Here is a 14,857-nt window from a genome sequence, read left to right as displayed (position 1 = left end):
ATCGCGGAGAAATTCTGTTGAGCATAGGCGCGCGGCGAAATCTTGGAACAGCGTGGTCAGAACGGACATGGCAGGCATGGATAGTAAAAATCCATGCTGGACGCCGCAATTTTAAGGTGATGTCAAGTGTTATTGTGAAAAAATTGATAATAATTTACTGAAATGCACGCCAACTGCTAACTTGGGTGGATTGACGTCGTACCCCATCGAAATTGATCTTCGAAAAGCACAGCATTCGCACTCATGAAAATCAATCCGCAAAAACACACCCATTAATAGCTGCTCTTTTGCAACTAAAGATCGGGACAGCGCAGCAAGAATGCAAGAATGCAAGAATGCAAGAATGCAAGAATGCAAGATGTTAAACTAACAATATTTTGCTTGTCCCGGACTTTAATGGCAAAGAACAACTAGTCAACCTAGCAGCCAGGCCGTTACTCAACAGTAACGGACTTCGCCAAGTTACGCGGCTTGTCCACATCCGTGCCCTTGGCCAGCGCCGTGTGGTACGCCAGCAGTTGCAACGCGCAAACGTGCAAGATGGGCGACAACAAACCATAGTGTTCCGGCAAGCGGATTACATGCACGCCATCGCCCGACGTAATGCGCGAATCAACGTCGGCAAACACGTACAGCTGGCCGCCCCGGGCACGCACTTCCTGCATGTTCGACTTCAGCTTTTCCAGCAAGGCATCGTTCGGCGCAATGGTCACCACCGGCATTTCGTCCGTGACCAAGGCCAGCGGGCCGTGCTTGAGTTCGCCTGCAGGATAGGCTTCGGCGTGGATGTAGGAAATTTCCTTGAGCTTGAGCGCGCCTTCCAGGGCGATCGGATAATGGATCCCGCGGCCAAGGAATAGTGCGTTTTCCTTGCGGGCAAAGTCGTCTGCCCAGGCGATGATTTGCGGCTCGAGCGCCAGCACGGCGGCGATCGCGACCGGCAAGTGGCGCATTTGCTTGAGGAAAGTTGCTTCTTCTTCGTCCGACAGTTTGCCGTTCACTTGCGCCAGCGTCAGCGTCAGCAGGAACAGGGCAGCCAGCTGGGTGGTGAAGGCTTTGGTCGAGGCAACGCCTACTTCCACGCCGGCGCGGGTGATGTAAGCCAGCGCACATTCGCGTACCATCGCGCTGGTTGCCACATTACAAATGGTCAGCGTGTGCACCATGCCAAGGCTGCGCGCATGCTTGAGGGCGGCCAGCGTGTCGGCTGTTTCACCACTTTGGGTAATGGTAACGACCAGCGTCTTGGGATTGGGGACGCTGTCGCGGTAGCGGTATTCGCTGGCAATTTCCACCTGGGTCGGCACTTTAGCTACCGACTCGATCCAATACTTGGCGGTCAAGCCGGCGTAGTAACTGGTGCCGCACGCCAGGATCAGCACGCGGTCAATGTCCTTGAAGACCTTGTATGCCTCGTCGCCGAACAGTTCCGGCATGATGCCGGTGACGCCTTCCAGCGTGTCGCCGATGACGCGCGGCTGCTCGAAAATTTCCTTTTGCATGTAATGACGATACGGGCCGAGTTCGGCTGCGCCCGTGTGTGCGTGCACGGTTTTGACTTCCCGGTCGACCGGGCGGCCGTCGGCATCGACGATCCAGCACTTGGCCAGTTGCAGGTCGACCACGTCGCCTTCTTCCAGGTAAATGATCTGGTCGGTGGTGCCGGCCAGCGCCATGGCGTCGGAAGCGACGAAGTTTTCGCCCTTGCCCACGCCGACGATCAAGGGCGAACCCTGGCGCGCGGCAACCACGCGGTGCGGCTCTTCGCGGCTGAACACGGCAATCGCGTAGGCCCCGTGCAGGCGCTTGACGGCCATCTTGACGGTTTCGAACAGGTCGCCGGTGTACATGTGGTCGACCAGGTGGGCGATGACTTCGGTGTCGGTCTGGCTTTGGAATACGTAGCCCAGTGCCGTCAGTTCGGCGCGCAACTCGTCGTGGTTTTCAATAATGCCGTTGTGAACCAGCGCGATGCGGGCGTTCTCTTCGGTCGGGGAAAAGTGCGGGTGCGCATTGTGCGACGCCGGGGCGCCATGGGTGGCCCAGCGCGTGTGCGCGATGCCGGTGAAGCCTTGCAGGCCTTCGGCGGCGATCTGGGTTTCCAGCTCGGCCACGCGCGAGGTGCTGCGCGAACGCTGCAGCTTGCCGTCCACGTGCAGCGCCACGCCGCAGGAATCATAGCCGCGGTATTCCAGCCGCTTGAGGCCCTCGATAAGAATAGGGGTGATATTACGTTGAGCTACTGCTCCGACGATTCCGCACATGGAAGGCCTCAATTGGAAAATGAATAATGGACATAGATAGTAGTTGGAAAGCAATGAAATTTGCTGTCGAACGGGGAGCGATTTTGGTATATTATTTCATCGATATCTCGCGATGAAATTTTATTTCATTTTTCTTCGAATTCTTTCGTTAATCGCTACATGACAAGAAGGGCTGTAAGAAACCCATGGATGATGTCGATCGTCGCATCTTAAATATCTTGCAAATTGATTCCTCACATACCAATGCGGAGTTGGCGGAACTGGTTCATGTATCGCCCCCCACGTGCCTGCGACGGGTCAAGTTGCTCACGGAGCAGGGCGTCATCGCGCGCCAGGTGGCCATCGTCGCGCCCGAAAAAGTCGGCGCGCGCTTGACGGCCATCGTCGAGATCACGCTCGACATCCAGGCGGCCGAGCGGATGAGCGAATTTGAACAGCACGTCGCGGCCGAGGCTGCCGTATTGCAATGCTACCGGGTAGCGCCCGGACCCGATTTCGTGCTCGTCGTGCAAGTAGCCGACATGCCATCCTACAACGCGCTGGCCCACCGCTTGTTCGCCGGCCACACCAACGTGCGCAACGTGAAAGCGTACTTTTCCACCTTCCGCAGCAAGTTCGAAACCCGCATCGCGGTCTGATCCCGCCCATCCTGAGCAAGCTCAACGAGTACCGACGAGAAACAGTGTCTACTGGAAACTGTTTACTGACGCACGCGAGGTTTTTTCATGGAAGCAATGCAGTTACCCGGATCGCCATGGCCACTGGCCGGCCCGCCCATCGAGCTGGTCAATCTGTCGCGGGTGCGCAAGGTGTACGGCGCCGGTTTCAGCGGCGTGCACGCGCTACACGACATCGACTTGCAAATCCACGCCGGCGACATGGTGTCCGTGTGCGGCCCCTCCGGTAGCGGCAAGACGTCGCTGCTGAACCTGGTCGGCATGCTCGAGACGGCCACCGAGGGCAGCATCGTCATTGCCAGTTTGCTCGTCTCCAAGCTGTCCGAACAGGCCCGCGCCGAGTTGCGCGGCGATATGATCGGCTTCGTGTTCCAGGCGTCCAGCCTGATTCCGGTCATGACGGCGCGCGAAAACGTGCTGCTGCCGCTGATGCTGCGCGGCCACCTGGACGACGCAGAACTCGCCGCAGCGCATGACCGTGCCGAGGCGCTGCTGACCCAGGTCGGACTCGGCACCCAGGCCGGCCACTATCCGCCGCGGCTGGACGCCAGCCAGTGCCAGCGGGTTGCCATTGCGCGCGCGCTGATCGCCAGGCCGCGCCTGGTGGTGGCGGACGAGCCGACCTCGCGCCTGGACAACGGCTGCATCCGCCTGGTCATGGACTTGTTTGCGCGGGAACAGCAAGCGCACGGTACCGCTTTCCTGATCTCTACCCGTGACCAGCGCCAACTGAGCCGCGCCACGCGCACCTTGCAGCTGAGCGAAGGGCGCCTGACCAGCGCCGCCAATGGCCAGGCGCGGCGCGCCGTCCGGGTTGAACTATGAGCCCGACGCAGCTGGCCCTGCGCACGCTGCTGCTGGGAAGCACCCGCAGCGTACTGGCCATCGTGCTCATTGCCGCCAGCCTGTGCGTGCTCGACTTGTTCGCCGGCCACATTGCCAGCGCCCGCGCCCGGATGGAATACCAAGCCGTCATCGGCGAACGCCTGGGCCACCTGGCCATCTTGCGCGCCGCCGAGCCCGGCAGCTTGCAGAGCACCCGCATGTTCGACCAGGCCGAGGCGCTGCGCGTGATCAAGCTGGCAGAAGCGAGCCCGGGCGTGGCGCTGGTGGTGCCGCAAATGAGCGTGAGCGGCATTGCCGCCACCGGCGAGCGCTCGGCCCTGTTCTTTGGCGAAGGCATCGTTTCCACGCCGGACGCCGCCAGCGCCACGCGCCAGTTGCCGGGCAAGCTCAATCCGACCGCCCGCAATGGCATTGCGCTCAGCAGCAAGCAAGCCCGGTCGCTCGGATTGGTCCACGGCAGTAATCTGACGCTGACCGGGGCCACACTTGACGCCCATACCGTCCCGTTCGACGCGCAAGTGGTCGATGTTTACAGCAGCGTGGGGCGGCCGGAGAACGGCCGCAATCCACTGTTGATGCCGTTTGCCATGGCGCAGTCGCTGCTCGATACGGAACTGACGGAACGGATCGTGGTCTATCTGTCGGAAGGTCAGCACACCGAAGAGCGCCGCGGCACTTTGGCTGCCGGGCTGCGGGCGGCCGGAATACCCGTGCACATCAAGACCTGGCAAGAGCAATCGGCCGCCTACGCCAATGAGCGGGGCGCGTTTGACGTCGCCTTCGACAGCGTGGCCGGCATGGTGTTTGCGGTGATCGGCGCCACGATTGCGGCCACCATGTCCATGAACGCGCTGGAGCGGCGGCGTGAAGTGGCCACGCTGCGCGCGCTTGGCATGCGCAGCAGTGCGGTATTCATGATGTTCGTGACGGAAGCTTTATGGATGGCACTGACGGGTGTGCTCTTTAGCCTGATAGGCAGCGGGCTGATCGCCTGGATTGTCAACCGGGCGGCGCTGTCTTACGCCGCGCAAACGGCGCTCAATGCGGCGCCCATGCTGGTCGAGCTTGATTTTAACCGCATGGCAATGGCGGTGGTAACGGTGCTTGCCGTGGCATTGCTGGCGGCGCTGGTGCCGTCATTTAAGGCAGCACGGGTGGCGATCGCGCCGGCGCTTGCGGCGTAAGGCAAGGCAAATGGGGGGAGGCGCCTCGAGCGCCCCCGCTATCGCGTCCGCTCTTCTGCAATCAAGCCTTCTTGACTTTCACCGGACGCGTCCAGCCTTCAACGGTCATCTGCTTGGCGCGCGAAATGGTCAGCTTGCCTGCTGGCGCATCTTTGGACAGCGTAGTGCCAGCACCCAGGGTTGCGCCCTTGCCAACCGTCACCGGGGCGATTAGCTGGCTGTCACTGCCAATGAAGCAGTCATCCTCGATCACCGTACGGAACTTGTTGGCGCCGTCATAGTTGCACGTGATGGTGCCCGCCCCGATATTGACGCGCGAACCCACCGTGGCGTCGCCCACATACGCCAGGTGATTGGCCTTGCTGTGCGCCGCCACCTGGCTGTTCTTGATCTCGACAAAATTGCCAATGTGCACATCCTCGGCCAGCTCGGTGCCCGGACGCAAACGTGCATATGGCCCGATGACCGATTTCGGCCCGACCACCGCTTCCTCGATATGGCAGAACGGCTTGATCGTGGCGCCGGCCGCAATGCGCGCATTGACGATGACGCTGTGCGCACCGATGCTCACGCCGTCCGCCAGCTCGACCCGGCCTTCGAAGATGCAGCCCACATCAATACTGACATCGCGCCCGCAAATGAGTTCGCCGCGCACATCGATGCGCGCCGGATCGAGCAAGTGCACGCCTTTTTCCAGCAGCGCATGGGCAATATTCAATTGATGGCGGCGCTCCAGTTCGGCCAGTTGCACCTTGCTGTTGACGCCCGCCACTTCCCACTCGCCACCCGGCTGGCTCGACACTACCGGCACGCCGTCGGCAACGGCCTGGGCCACGATATCGGTCAGGTAATACTCGCCCTGCGCATTATTGTTCGACAACGCAGCCAGCCATTTTTTCAGGTGGCGGGTTGGCGCGACCATGATGCCGCTGTTGATTTCGCGAATCGCGCGCTCTTGCTCGTTCGCATCCTTTTCCTCGACGATACGGCGGATCTGGCCGCCTTCGCGCACGATGCGGCCCAGGCCGAACGGGTTGGCCTGCTCGACCGTGAGGATGGCCAGCTTGTCGGCGCCGGCCGCCTCGACCAGGCGCTGGAGCGAGGCGGACGTGGTCAGCGGCACGTCGCCGTACAGGATCAGGGTAGGGACGCTGTCATCGAGCTGGGGGATCGCCTGCATGACCGCGTGGCCGGTTCCCAGTTGCGGTTCTTGCAGCGCGGTATCAATCGCCGCGTGCGTGCCAATGTTCTGTTTCTGAACCATTTCCGGCACGGCCGCGCCGCCGTGTCCGTAAATAACGCATAATTTGCTCGGCGCAAGGGTGCGCGCCGTATCGATCACGTGTAGCAATAGCGGCTTGCCGGCAAGAGGGTGCAGTACTTTGGGCAGCGCCGATTGCATGCGCTTGCCCATACCGGCAGCGAGGATCACAACGTTCATAGGCAGTTGTTCAGAGAGTTATAAAGATGAAAAAGTTTAACACGCAAGACCGATTGATCCAGCGCTTTCGCGTGGTGTTCCTGCTCACTGCCATGGTCGTGCTGGCCGCTTGCAGCAGCGTCAAGTTTGCCTACAACCAAGGCGACACCTTGCTGTACTGGTTTGTCGACGCCTATGTCGACCTCGATTCCGAGCAGGCGCCCGTGGTCAAACAAGATATCGGCCAGCTCATCAAATGGCACCGCAAGACCCAATTACGCGACTACAGCCAGTTCCTCGTCAAGGCCCAGGGTCAGCTTGCCGGCACTATGACCCACGCCGACCTGAAGGCCGATTACAAGGATATCAAGGGCCGCACCGAAACGCTGGCCTACAAGGCGCTACCCGAGCTGACCGACCTGGCGCTGTCGGTCAAGCCCGAACAGATCGCGAACATCGAAGAAAAGTTCCGCAAAAATAATGACACCTACCGCAAGAAATTCGTCGCTATCGACAACGACAAAAAGCAGAAGGTGCGCTACAAGAAATCGATGGAGCAATTCGAGTTGTGGTTCGGCAGTTTCAGCAGCGAGCAGGAAGCGGTGTTGCGCAAGGCATCCGACGCCCGCCCGCTGGACAACCAGATATGGTTGGACGAGCGCATCATCCGCCAGAAAAAGATCGTCTCGGTGCTGCATGAGATCCAGTCCAAAAAGCTGGGCAAAGAAGCAACCAGCGCCTTGCTGAATGGATTGCTGAAAGATATTTTCGGCCGTTTCGACGCCCCCGAGCGTAAGGCATTTTTCGACGCCTATATCGACAGCACGATCAACCTGACGCTCACGGCCATCAAAATTGCCACCCCGGCCCAAAAGGCGCACGCGCAAAAACGCATGCAGGGCTGGATCGACGACTTCAAGGTCCTTGCCGCCGAAACGAAGTAAAAAAGCTGGTTCTGCAGCAAGCGCCACACCGGGGTCAGACCACAAGGTCTGGCCCCGGTGCGTTTACCGGCCGTGATATAGTGCCGCCCATCAGATTCACAGGGTCTTTCCATGCCAAAAAAACCAGCCAAAGTCCCGGTCCACCGGGCCCCGCCTCCGCAGCAGGTACGCATCATCGGCGGCGCGTGGAAGCGCACGCCGCTGCCCGTGCTGGACGCCCTCGGCCTGCGCCCCACGCCGGACCGCGTGCGCGAGACCGTGTTTAACTGGATCACTCATTTGTGGGACGCCAACTGGGCCGACGCCGCCTGCCTCGACATGTTCGCCGGCAGCGGGGCACTGGGCTTCGAAGCCGCCAGCCGCGGCGCGCAGACAGTCACGATGATCGACTCGCACTCGCCCGTGGTGCGCCAGCTCGAAGCAATCAAGGACAAGCTCAAGGCCGACAATGTGACCATCTTGCGCGCCGACGCCATGACCTGCGTGCACAGCATGGCGCTGCGCGGCCAGCGCTTCAAGCTGATCTTTTTGGACCCGCCCTATCACCAGGAGTTCTTGTCCAAGGCGCTGCCGCTATGCGCAAACCTGCTTGAGCCTGGCGGCCTGGTGTACGCGGAATCGGGCGCGCCGCTGCCTTTCGCGCCCGAGGACGCCAGTGCGCCCCCGGACTGGCTGGCGCCGTGGGAAGCAATCCGCGCCGACAAGGCCGGCGTCGTGTTTTATCACTTGCTCAGGCTGCGCACCGGCCAGACCTGAAGGACCGCGGCCGCCGCGCCCCGGGGTGCCCGGGCTTTTCAGGCATAATGCGGCTTTTATTGGCGCATCTCTAGGAGCCGTAATGGTTGTAGCCGTTTATCCAGGAACCTTCGATCCGCTCACCCGCGGGCATGAGGATTTGGTGCGCCGCGCCTCCGGATTGTTCGACAAGCTGATCGTCGGCGTGGCCGACAGCAAGAATAAACGCCCGTTCTTTTCGCTCGCTGAGCGCCTGGAAATTGCCAACGAAGTGCTGGGCCACTATCCGAACGTGCAGGTGGAAAGCTTTTCCGGCTTGCTCAAGGATTTTGTGCGCAAGCACGATGCACGCGTCATCGTGCGCGGCCTGCGCGCCGTGTCGGACTTTGAATACGAATTTCAGATGGCCGGCATGAACCGCTACCTGCTTCCCGATGTCGAAACCTTGTTCCTGACGCCTTCCGACCAGTACCAGTTTATTTCGGGCACCATCGTGCGTGAAATTGCCATGCTGGGCGGCGATGTTTCAAAATTCGTGTTTCCGTCGGTCGACCGCTGGCTTCAGAAAAAGATCGCCTCGCTTCCACCTGACGCAGAGTAACGCCATGGCACTCCTGATTACCGACGACTGTATCAATTGCGACGTGTGCGAGCCCGAGTGCCCGAACGACGCCATCTACATGGGCGCCGAGATTTACGAAATCGATCCCAACAAGTGCACCGAGTGCGTCGGCCATTTCGACGAGCCGCAGTGCCAGCAGGTTTGCCCGGTCAGCTGCATCCCGTTCAACCCGGCCTGGCGTGAAACGCCGGAAGAGTTGCAAGCCAAGTACGAACGTCTGACCGCAGCCAAGAACTGACTGGCCTGCGGCCCTGCGGGCGAGGGTGTTGCACAAAATTTTCCGCCCCTTTGAACGCGCAAACACTCGCGCCATTTGGCAACATCAAACCATACCTACATCGTCCTCGCGCACGCGGGGACCCATGGAACAGTTGCTAAGTTGAACCGTTCCATGGGTCCCCGCATGCGCGAGGACGATATCGCTTTGTCAAACCTCCGGCCCATTCCGACAGCTTCGTTCGCCACGACAATGAGGCAGTCGATTCCCGTGCGCCTGAACGTTCCAATACAAAGTTTTAACAGTCGCTATTGCCAATATCGATAGCAATGTGCCTGCACGCCACGGTTTCCGCCGAAATATCCCGTTTGGTATGCCATATATGTACCCATACGGCAATTCTTTGATATATATAGGCTATAGTCGTAGTTAAGATTTAAGCACGCCCATTCTATTTTCAACACAGGAATCCCATGATCAAGAATATGCGCATCGGCCAGCGCTTGGCTCTCGGCTTCGGCGTGGTGATTTTCCTGCTGATTACGCTGGCGGGCTTGTCCTATCTGCGTATCGCCAGCCTGAACCAGGAAGTGGGCAAAATGGTCGACGTACGTTACCCGAAGACCGTGGTCGCCAACGTCATCAAGGCCGATGTCAACGAGGCGACCCGCAGCATGCTCAACGTGCTGATCATGACCGATCCCGCGCAGATCGCCAAAGAACTGAGCAATATCGAGGCCCACAGCGCCAGCGCGACCAAGGCCATCGCCGAGCTGACCGCCACCACCACCGATCCAAAAGCGGTCGAAATCCTCAAGGCGATCGGCGTCATCCGCAACCGCTTCATGCCGGGTCAGGCCACTTTCGTGAAACTGATCAATGAAGACAAAAAAGACGACGCAATGGTCAAGTTCATGTTTTCGCTGCGTCCCCAGCAAGGCAAGTATTTCGAGCAGCTCGACAAGTACATCGCTTACCAGAATGCCGAGATGGTCAGCGCCGGCAACGATGCGTCGGCCCTCACCAAGCGCACCCAGCTGATGATCACGGTGCTGGCCATCGTGGCCGGCGTGATCTCGCTGCTGGTCGCTTTCATGGCCACGCGCAGCATTACCCGTCCGCTCAATGAAGCGGTGGGCGTTGCCCAGCGTGTCGCCGACGGCGACCTGACCAGCGAGATCGTCGTGACCAGCACGGACGAAACAGGCCAGATGATGGAAGCGCTCAAGTTCATGAACGATAGCCTCATTCGCATCGTGGCCGAGGTGCGCACCGGCACGGTGTCGATCGCCGAAGCGTCCAGCGAAATTGCCAGCGGCAACCTGGACCTGTCGTCGCGCACTGAACAGCAAGCCTCGTCGCTGGGTCAAACTTCGCGCTCGATGCACGAACTGACCAGCACCGTCCAGCAAAATGCCGACAATGCGCGCCAGGCCAACGTGCTGGCGGCCAAAGCGTCTGAGGTAGCGGTGCGGGGCGGCTCGGTGGTATCGAATGTGATCGAGACGATGGGTTCGATCACGGCCTCTTCCAAAAAGATTGTGGATATTATCGGCGTGATCGACGGCATCGCCTTTCAAACCAACATCCTGGCGTTGAACGCGGCGGTGGAAGCGGCCCGCGCCGGCGAACAGGGCCGCGGCTTTGCCGTGGTCGCCGCCGAAGTGCGCAACCTGGCGCAGCGCTCGGCGGCGGCAGCCAAGGAAATCAAGACGCTGATCGGCGACTCGGTCAGCAAGGTGCGCGAAGGCAGCACGCTGGTCGAACAGGCCGGGGTGACGATGGAAGAAGTGGTGGCCAGCGTGCGACGGGTAACCGATATCATGGGTGAAATTACTTCCGCCAGCCAGGAACAGAGCGCCGGTATTGCCAAAGTAAATTCGACCATTCTTGAAATGGATGAAACAACGCAGCAAAATGCAGCTTTGGTCGAGGAAGCTGCCGCAGCGGCCGCTTCAATGCAGGATCAGGCCGCCAACCTGGCGCGCGTGGTGAGCGTTTTCAAGCTCGACCACGAGACGGCTTATCTGGCGTCGCCGCAGCCTGTGTCCACCGAATTGCCACGTGCTGCGTTAAGGAAAGAGATAGCTGCTGCGGGTGCGCCGCGGATGGCGGACAAGCAGTCGAACGGTAGCGACTGGGAAGAGTTTTAATTGTGTACAATTTGTATTTAAATCAATAATGGAGACAATATGATCAAGAATATCGTAGTCAAGACCCTGGTAAGCGGTGCGTTGCTGGCTGGCGCTTTCGGCCAGAGCGCCATCGCAGCTGAAGTTGCCGGCATCAAGTTCGCGGACACCGCCAAGGTAGGCGGCAAGGAATTGCAACTGAACGGCTTGGGCGTGCGTACCAAGTTCATCGTCAAGGTATACGCCGCCGGCCTGTATCTGCAAGATAAGAAATCGACGGCCGAAGAAGTATTCGCTGCCGAAGGTCCGCGCCGCATGCAGCTAGTCATAATGCGCGACATTAGCTCGGAAGACTTCGGCAATGCCTTCATGAGCGGCATTAACAATAACCTCGACGGCAAGGACAAGACCAAGATCGTCACCCAGATCAGCAAGTTTGGCGAGATTTTTGCCGCGGTCGATGGCTTGAAAAAGGGCGACGTGCTCGACACCGACTATATCCCTGGCCAGGGAACGATCTGCATTTTGAACGGCAAGCGCCTCGGCGAAGTGACTCCGGAAGTCAATTTCAACAACGCCGTGCTGAAGATCTGGCTTGGCAACAAGCCGGCAGACAATGCGCTCAAGCTAAAACTGTTGGCGCCAGCGGCGGCTTCGGCCAAGAAATAAGGCTCACTACGTAAGCGACAAACGTCACAAAGCAAAAAAGCGGCGCCGGTGTGAACTGGGCGCCGCTTTTTTCATGCACACCGAACTTTCAACTCAGGACACTAGCCGCGCGCGGCCATGGCTTGCAGCTCGGCCGTCATGCTCGGACTCGTGGACGCTGCAATCATTTTCTGAATCAGACGCTGGTCGCGCATCTGGGCGCGCCGCGCTCGCTGGTCCAGGCTCAGGCGAGGAAACGCCAGCAGCCACAAGGCGCGCGCGATGCCGACCAGCAAAGGCCGGAACGTCAGCAGCAGAGCGCCAATCACGAGATAAGTAGCGCACAGATGCAGCAGCGGCAAAAATTGGGCAGCGCTCAGTTCTAGCAGGTAGGTAGTAGACACAATATTTCCGTCGCAATAGTTATTTCTTCATAGAACTATAATGCGGTGCAACATATATAGCCAATTGCGTTTTCGGATGACCCTCATTCTTTTTGTGAATGCGTTGCTGTATGATTAAGCACCGCCTTTCTCTCTGGATCCCATGAGCTTCCTGACCCTCGACCTGAACCTGCTGCGCGTATTTGACGCGGTGATGACCGAGCAAAATCTAACCCGCGCGGCCGGCCACCTGGCCATGACCCAGCCGGCCGTCTCGAACGCCATCAAGCGCTTGCGCGAAAGCCTGGGCGACGAGCTCTTGATCCGCACCGCCTATGGCGTCAAGCCGACCCCGCGCGCCGAAGCGCTGTGGCCGGCCGTGCGCCAGGCGCTTGCCGGCCTGGAAGCTGCAGTCACGCCGGAAACGTTCGACGTCTCCAAAGCCCACGCCACCTTCCGCATGGCCATGGCCGACGCCACCGCCGCGTTCTGGCTGCCGGCCCTGATGCGCTCGATCGAGAGCGAGGCGCCAGGCGTCAACGTGCGCATGGTCCCGCTGACCACGCGCGAACCGCGCCCGATGCTGTTGCGCGGCGACATCGATCTGGCGGTTGGTTTTTTCCCGGGCGTGGCGGCGCAGTTGTCGAGCGACACCAGTTCGCCGATTCGCCATGAGCGCTTGTATTCAGGCCATTATGTGTGCGTGATGCGCAAGAACCATCCGCTGGCCAAGGTTGAATTGGGAATGGACAATTACTGCGCGGCGAATCACTTGCTGGTCAGTTTTTCGGGCCGCGCGCACGGCCTGGTCGACGAAGCGCTGGCGCAGGTGGGCCGCGAGCGGCGCATCTGGCTGACCGTCAATCAATTTTTTACGGCAGGGCGGGTGGTGGCCAATTCCGATCTGATCACCGTGCTACCCAAGCACTTGATCGCCTCGACCGGCATGACCGATGCGCTGGTCTGGCGCGAATTGCCGTTTACGTTGCCGGCGGTCCACCTGGACATGCTGTGGCACGAACGCGACGCCCGCAGTCCGGCCCACAAATGGCTGCGCAAGCATCTCGAGGGCATGAATACCACCACCTTGCGCGGCGCTGCCAGCAGCGATTGATGGCGCGGCCACGCAGCGCGTAGCGTCAAGCAACGATGCCTGACCGGTAACCGACCCGAAATCCGCCCCAATGCTTGCCGTCGACGTAAATCGGCGCGGACAAGTCATGCATCACCTCGCCCGTATCGCGCTTGTAGGTCTGAAGCAAGAACGGCGCGATACTCGATCCGCAGCGCTTGCCCGTGCGGTCGCTGAAAATGCGCTTGGTGCGGTTGTTGACGATGTCGACGTCATAGTCGCCCGTCAGCTGCCGAGAAAACTTCTTGTTGTGGGTCGGAAAATACCCGTGGTCATCCACCGCGCCCGCATACGCCAGGTGCGGCATTTTTTCCAGCAATTCTTCCTGCAACGCCGGCAACACCCGGTCCGTGTAAGCGTCGAACAGCGTGCTGTGCTTGAGAGGGTCGGTGTTGGCAATTGGCTTGTAGCGCCGGTCGAACAGCGCCTCGCGCGAAATTTGCCCCGCCTTGATTGCCTGGCTAAACAACTGTCCCACGGCCGCCGCTGCCTGCTGCGCCGCGATCCTGATCGGATCATGAGCATTGGGCACCGATGACTCGCCCAGTGCGGCGGCGATGGTTTCGGCTTTTTCGGCCAGCGCCATGGCCGAACCGGCCGCGCGCGGCAAGCCGGCGTCGATCGAACGCATGCTGTCGCAAATTTGCGACAGGGAATCAGTCATGTCGCGCGTGGTGGCCATATGTTCGCGCGCGGCCGCGGCAATCCCGCCAATTTCGCTCTCGGAAGCCGCCGACGACCGTTCGATGTGGCCGAGCAAACCGTGGACCCGCTCGACGTTGCCGGCCGCTTCGCTCACGGCAACAAACAGCGAGGCCATGCCGCCGGACGCTTTTTCAGCCTGTTCGGAAATGGCGCGCACCATGGCGCCGATTTCGTCGGTGGCTTCGCGTGTGCGATGGGCAAGTTGGCGCACTTCGCTGGCCACGACTGCAAAGCCGCGCCCGTGCTCGCCCGCGCGCGCCGCCTCGATCGCCGCGTTCAGAGCCAGTAAATTGGTGCGGGCCGAAATTTCCGTGATCACTTCGGTGAAGCCGGCGATGGCGCGCGACTTTTGCTGCAGCTCGACCATGGTGCAGGCGGCAAGGCGGGCGTCGTCGCGCGCGCTGCTGATGCGCCGCAGTCCCTCGTCGGCCTCGGCGCGCCCGGCCGCGCTTTCGCTGCGGACCTGGGCGGCAACGGCGGCCGCGCGCTTGGCATCGACGGCGATGCGTTCCGTCGTGGCGGCGATGTGGCGCGCGCTTTCGGCAACCGCGACGGCCGTTGCCACGTCCTCGTGGATGTTTTTCTTGAGCGACTCGACAAACCACGACGTTTCGGCGGCGCCGATCATCATGTCGTCGACCGCGTGACCAACCAGGCCCACGAAGCGCGTGCTGGCGTTAACCTGGCGCCGGTGCAGCACCAGCAACAGCGACACACTTGCCAGCGAGGCGAGCGCGGCGCACACCATCGGCCCGGCGCCCAGCCAGCTGGCCGGGAGGGCGAAGGCGCAGCCGGTCGCAAAAGCGATCACGGGCGGCAGGACACTACCCGCCCTCCTGGAGTGAAGAATTTGCAACATGTTTCTCCCCCGGCATCTCGGCCTGTTTTGTGCACAGAGCCTGACAGCAGGCGCTTACTTGAGCCTTACTTGAGCCTTACTTGAGCTTT

General features: G+C 60.4%; 14 protein-coding genes. 10 read left to right on the top strand and 4 right to left on the bottom strand.

Annotated elements, in window-relative coordinates; all coding sequences use genetic code 11:
• Positions 1 to 434 precede the first annotated feature (434 nt).
• Entirely contained in the window at positions 435 to 2,264 is a 1,830-nt protein-coding gene (glmS, locus tag ACP7BV_RS18530; protein ID WP_426105898.1) for a glutamine--fructose-6-phosphate transaminase (isomerizing), read from the bottom strand.
• 185 nt (positions 2,265 to 2,449) lie between these two features.
• On the opposite strand from glmS, the gene ACP7BV_RS18525 reads away from it, so the two are divergent.
• The 3 genes from ACP7BV_RS18525 to ACP7BV_RS18515 all read left to right on the top strand — a co-directional run bounded on the left by ACP7BV_RS18525 (position 2,450) and on the right by ACP7BV_RS18515 (position 4,971).
• Entirely contained in the window at positions 2,450 to 2,902 is a 453-nt protein-coding gene (locus ACP7BV_RS18525) for an Lrp/AsnC family transcriptional regulator (RefSeq protein ID WP_426105896.1), read from the top strand.
• A gap of 96 nt (positions 2,903 to 2,998) precedes the next feature.
• Complete coding sequence (locus ACP7BV_RS18520) at positions 2,999 to 3,766, top strand: ABC transporter ATP-binding protein (RefSeq protein ID WP_426105895.1); 768 nt, start codon at positions 2,999 to 3,001, stop codon at positions 3,764 to 3,766.
• A complete protein-coding gene (locus tag ACP7BV_RS18515) occupies positions 3,763 to 4,971 on the top strand; it encodes an ABC transporter permease (RefSeq protein ID WP_426105894.1) in 1,209 nt (402 codons plus the stop codon). The genes ACP7BV_RS18520 and ACP7BV_RS18515 overlap by 4 nt, the downstream gene beginning before the upstream one ends.
• A gap of 61 nt (positions 4,972 to 5,032) precedes the next feature.
• On the opposite strand, the gene glmU is transcribed toward ACP7BV_RS18515, so the two are convergent.
• Positions 5,033 to 6,412 (bottom strand): bifunctional UDP-N-acetylglucosamine diphosphorylase/glucosamine-1-phosphate N-acetyltransferase GlmU, encoded by a 1,380-nt coding sequence (glmU, locus tag ACP7BV_RS18510; protein WP_426105892.1) that lies wholly within the window; start codon positions 6,410 to 6,412, stop codon positions 5,033 to 5,035.
• Positions 6,413 to 6,438: 26 nt separating this feature from the next.
• Between glmU and ACP7BV_RS18505 the strand changes: the two genes are divergently transcribed.
• The 6 genes from ACP7BV_RS18505 (at position 6,439) to ACP7BV_RS18480 (ending at position 11,710) form a co-directional block, all read left to right on the top strand.
• A complete protein-coding gene (locus ACP7BV_RS18505; RefSeq protein WP_426105890.1) occupies positions 6,439 to 7,335 on the top strand; it encodes a DUF6279 family lipoprotein in 897 nt (298 codons plus the stop codon).
• Positions 7,336 to 7,446: 111 nt separating this feature from the next.
• Positions 7,447 to 8,091: a 16S rRNA (guanine(966)-N(2))-methyltransferase RsmD gene (rsmD, locus tag ACP7BV_RS18500; RefSeq protein ID WP_426105889.1), complete on the top strand. Its 645-nt coding sequence runs from the start codon at positions 7,447 to 7,449 to the stop codon at positions 8,089 to 8,091.
• Between the two features lie 82 nt (positions 8,092 to 8,173).
• Positions 8,174 to 8,671, top strand: coding sequence for a pantetheine-phosphate adenylyltransferase (gene coaD / locus ACP7BV_RS18495; RefSeq protein ID WP_426105888.1), 498 nt, complete (start codon positions 8,174 to 8,176; stop codon positions 8,669 to 8,671).
• A 4-nt stretch (positions 8,672 to 8,675) separates the two neighbouring features.
• The gene (locus ACP7BV_RS18490) at positions 8,676 to 8,930 is read left to right on the top strand and encodes a YfhL family 4Fe-4S dicluster ferredoxin (RefSeq protein ID WP_426105887.1); all 255 of its coding nucleotides are present in this window, start codon (positions 8,676 to 8,678) and stop codon (positions 8,928 to 8,930) included.
• A gap of 452 nt (positions 8,931 to 9,382) precedes the next feature.
• Complete coding sequence (locus tag ACP7BV_RS18485; RefSeq protein ID WP_426105886.1) at positions 9,383 to 11,062, top strand: methyl-accepting chemotaxis protein; 1,680 nt, start codon at positions 9,383 to 9,385, stop codon at positions 11,060 to 11,062.
• A 39-nt stretch (positions 11,063 to 11,101) separates the two neighbouring features.
• On the top strand, positions 11,102 to 11,710 hold the full coding sequence (locus tag ACP7BV_RS18480) for a chalcone isomerase family protein (RefSeq protein ID WP_426105885.1): 609 nt from the start codon (positions 11,102 to 11,104) through the stop codon (positions 11,708 to 11,710).
• 101 nt (positions 11,711 to 11,811) lie between these two features.
• Here the strand turns inward: ACP7BV_RS18480 and ACP7BV_RS18475 are convergent, their stop codons facing one another.
• Entirely contained in the window at positions 11,812 to 12,093 is a 282-nt protein-coding gene (locus ACP7BV_RS18475; RefSeq protein ID WP_426105883.1) for a hypothetical protein, read from the bottom strand.
• A gap of 142 nt (positions 12,094 to 12,235) precedes the next feature.
• Here ACP7BV_RS18475 and ACP7BV_RS18470 point away from each other — a divergent pair, with 142 nt between their 5' ends.
• The gene (locus tag ACP7BV_RS18470; protein ID WP_426105882.1) at positions 12,236 to 13,186 is read left to right on the top strand and encodes a LysR family transcriptional regulator; all 951 of its coding nucleotides are present in this window, start codon (positions 12,236 to 12,238) and stop codon (positions 13,184 to 13,186) included.
• Positions 13,187 to 13,211: 25 nt separating this feature from the next.
• Here ACP7BV_RS18470 and ACP7BV_RS18465 read toward each other — a convergent pair whose 3' ends face one another.
• The gene (locus tag ACP7BV_RS18465; protein ID WP_426105880.1) at positions 13,212 to 14,768 is read right to left on the bottom strand and encodes a methyl-accepting chemotaxis protein; all 1,557 of its coding nucleotides are present in this window, start codon (positions 14,766 to 14,768) and stop codon (positions 13,212 to 13,214) included.
• Between the last annotated feature and the right edge of the window lie 89 nt (positions 14,769 to 14,857).

It is taken from the genome of Massilia sp. TSP1-1-2 (genome assembly GCF_049896185.1).
Lineage (GTDB): Bacteria > Pseudomonadota > Gammaproteobacteria > Burkholderiales > Burkholderiaceae_D > Telluria_A.
The sequence above is the reverse complement of the archived record's forward strand: the minus strand, read 5'-3'. Positions and strand labels throughout refer to the sequence as shown.

What these genes read in the sequence shown, in the direction of transcription:
- glmS (WP_426105898.1), bottom strand. Translation starts at nt 2,264, where the DNA reads ATGTGCGGAATCGTCGGAGCAGTAGCTCAACGTAATATCACCCCTATT.
- ACP7BV_RS18525 (WP_426105896.1), top strand. Translation starts at nt 2,450, where the DNA reads ATGGATGATGTCGATCGTCGCATCTTAAATATCTTGCAAATTGATTCC.
- ACP7BV_RS18520 (WP_426105895.1), top strand. Translation starts at nt 2,999, where the DNA reads ATGCAGTTACCCGGATCGCCATGGCCACTGGCCGGCCCGCCCATCGAG.
- ACP7BV_RS18515 (WP_426105894.1), top strand. Translation starts at nt 3,763, where the DNA reads ATGAGCCCGACGCAGCTGGCCCTGCGCACGCTGCTGCTGGGAAGCACC.
- glmU (WP_426105892.1), bottom strand. Translation starts at nt 6,412, where the DNA reads ATGAACGTTGTGATCCTCGCTGCCGGTATGGGCAAGCGCATGCAATCG.
- ACP7BV_RS18505 (WP_426105890.1), top strand. Translation starts at nt 6,439, where the DNA reads ATGAAAAAGTTTAACACGCAAGACCGATTGATCCAGCGCTTTCGCGTG.
- rsmD (WP_426105889.1), top strand. Translation starts at nt 7,447, where the DNA reads ATGCCAAAAAAACCAGCCAAAGTCCCGGTCCACCGGGCCCCGCCTCCG.
- coaD (WP_426105888.1), top strand. Translation starts at nt 8,174, where the DNA reads ATGGTTGTAGCCGTTTATCCAGGAACCTTCGATCCGCTCACCCGCGGG.
- ACP7BV_RS18490 (WP_426105887.1), top strand. Translation starts at nt 8,676, where the DNA reads ATGGCACTCCTGATTACCGACGACTGTATCAATTGCGACGTGTGCGAG.
- ACP7BV_RS18485 (WP_426105886.1), top strand. Translation starts at nt 9,383, where the DNA reads ATGATCAAGAATATGCGCATCGGCCAGCGCTTGGCTCTCGGCTTCGGC.
- ACP7BV_RS18480 (WP_426105885.1), top strand. Translation starts at nt 11,102, where the DNA reads ATGATCAAGAATATCGTAGTCAAGACCCTGGTAAGCGGTGCGTTGCTG.
- ACP7BV_RS18470 (WP_426105882.1), top strand. Translation starts at nt 12,236, where the DNA reads ATGAGCTTCCTGACCCTCGACCTGAACCTGCTGCGCGTATTTGACGCG.
- ACP7BV_RS18465 (WP_426105880.1), bottom strand. Translation starts at nt 14,768, where the DNA reads ATGTTGCAAATTCTTCACTCCAGGAGGGCGGGTAGTGTCCTGCCGCCC.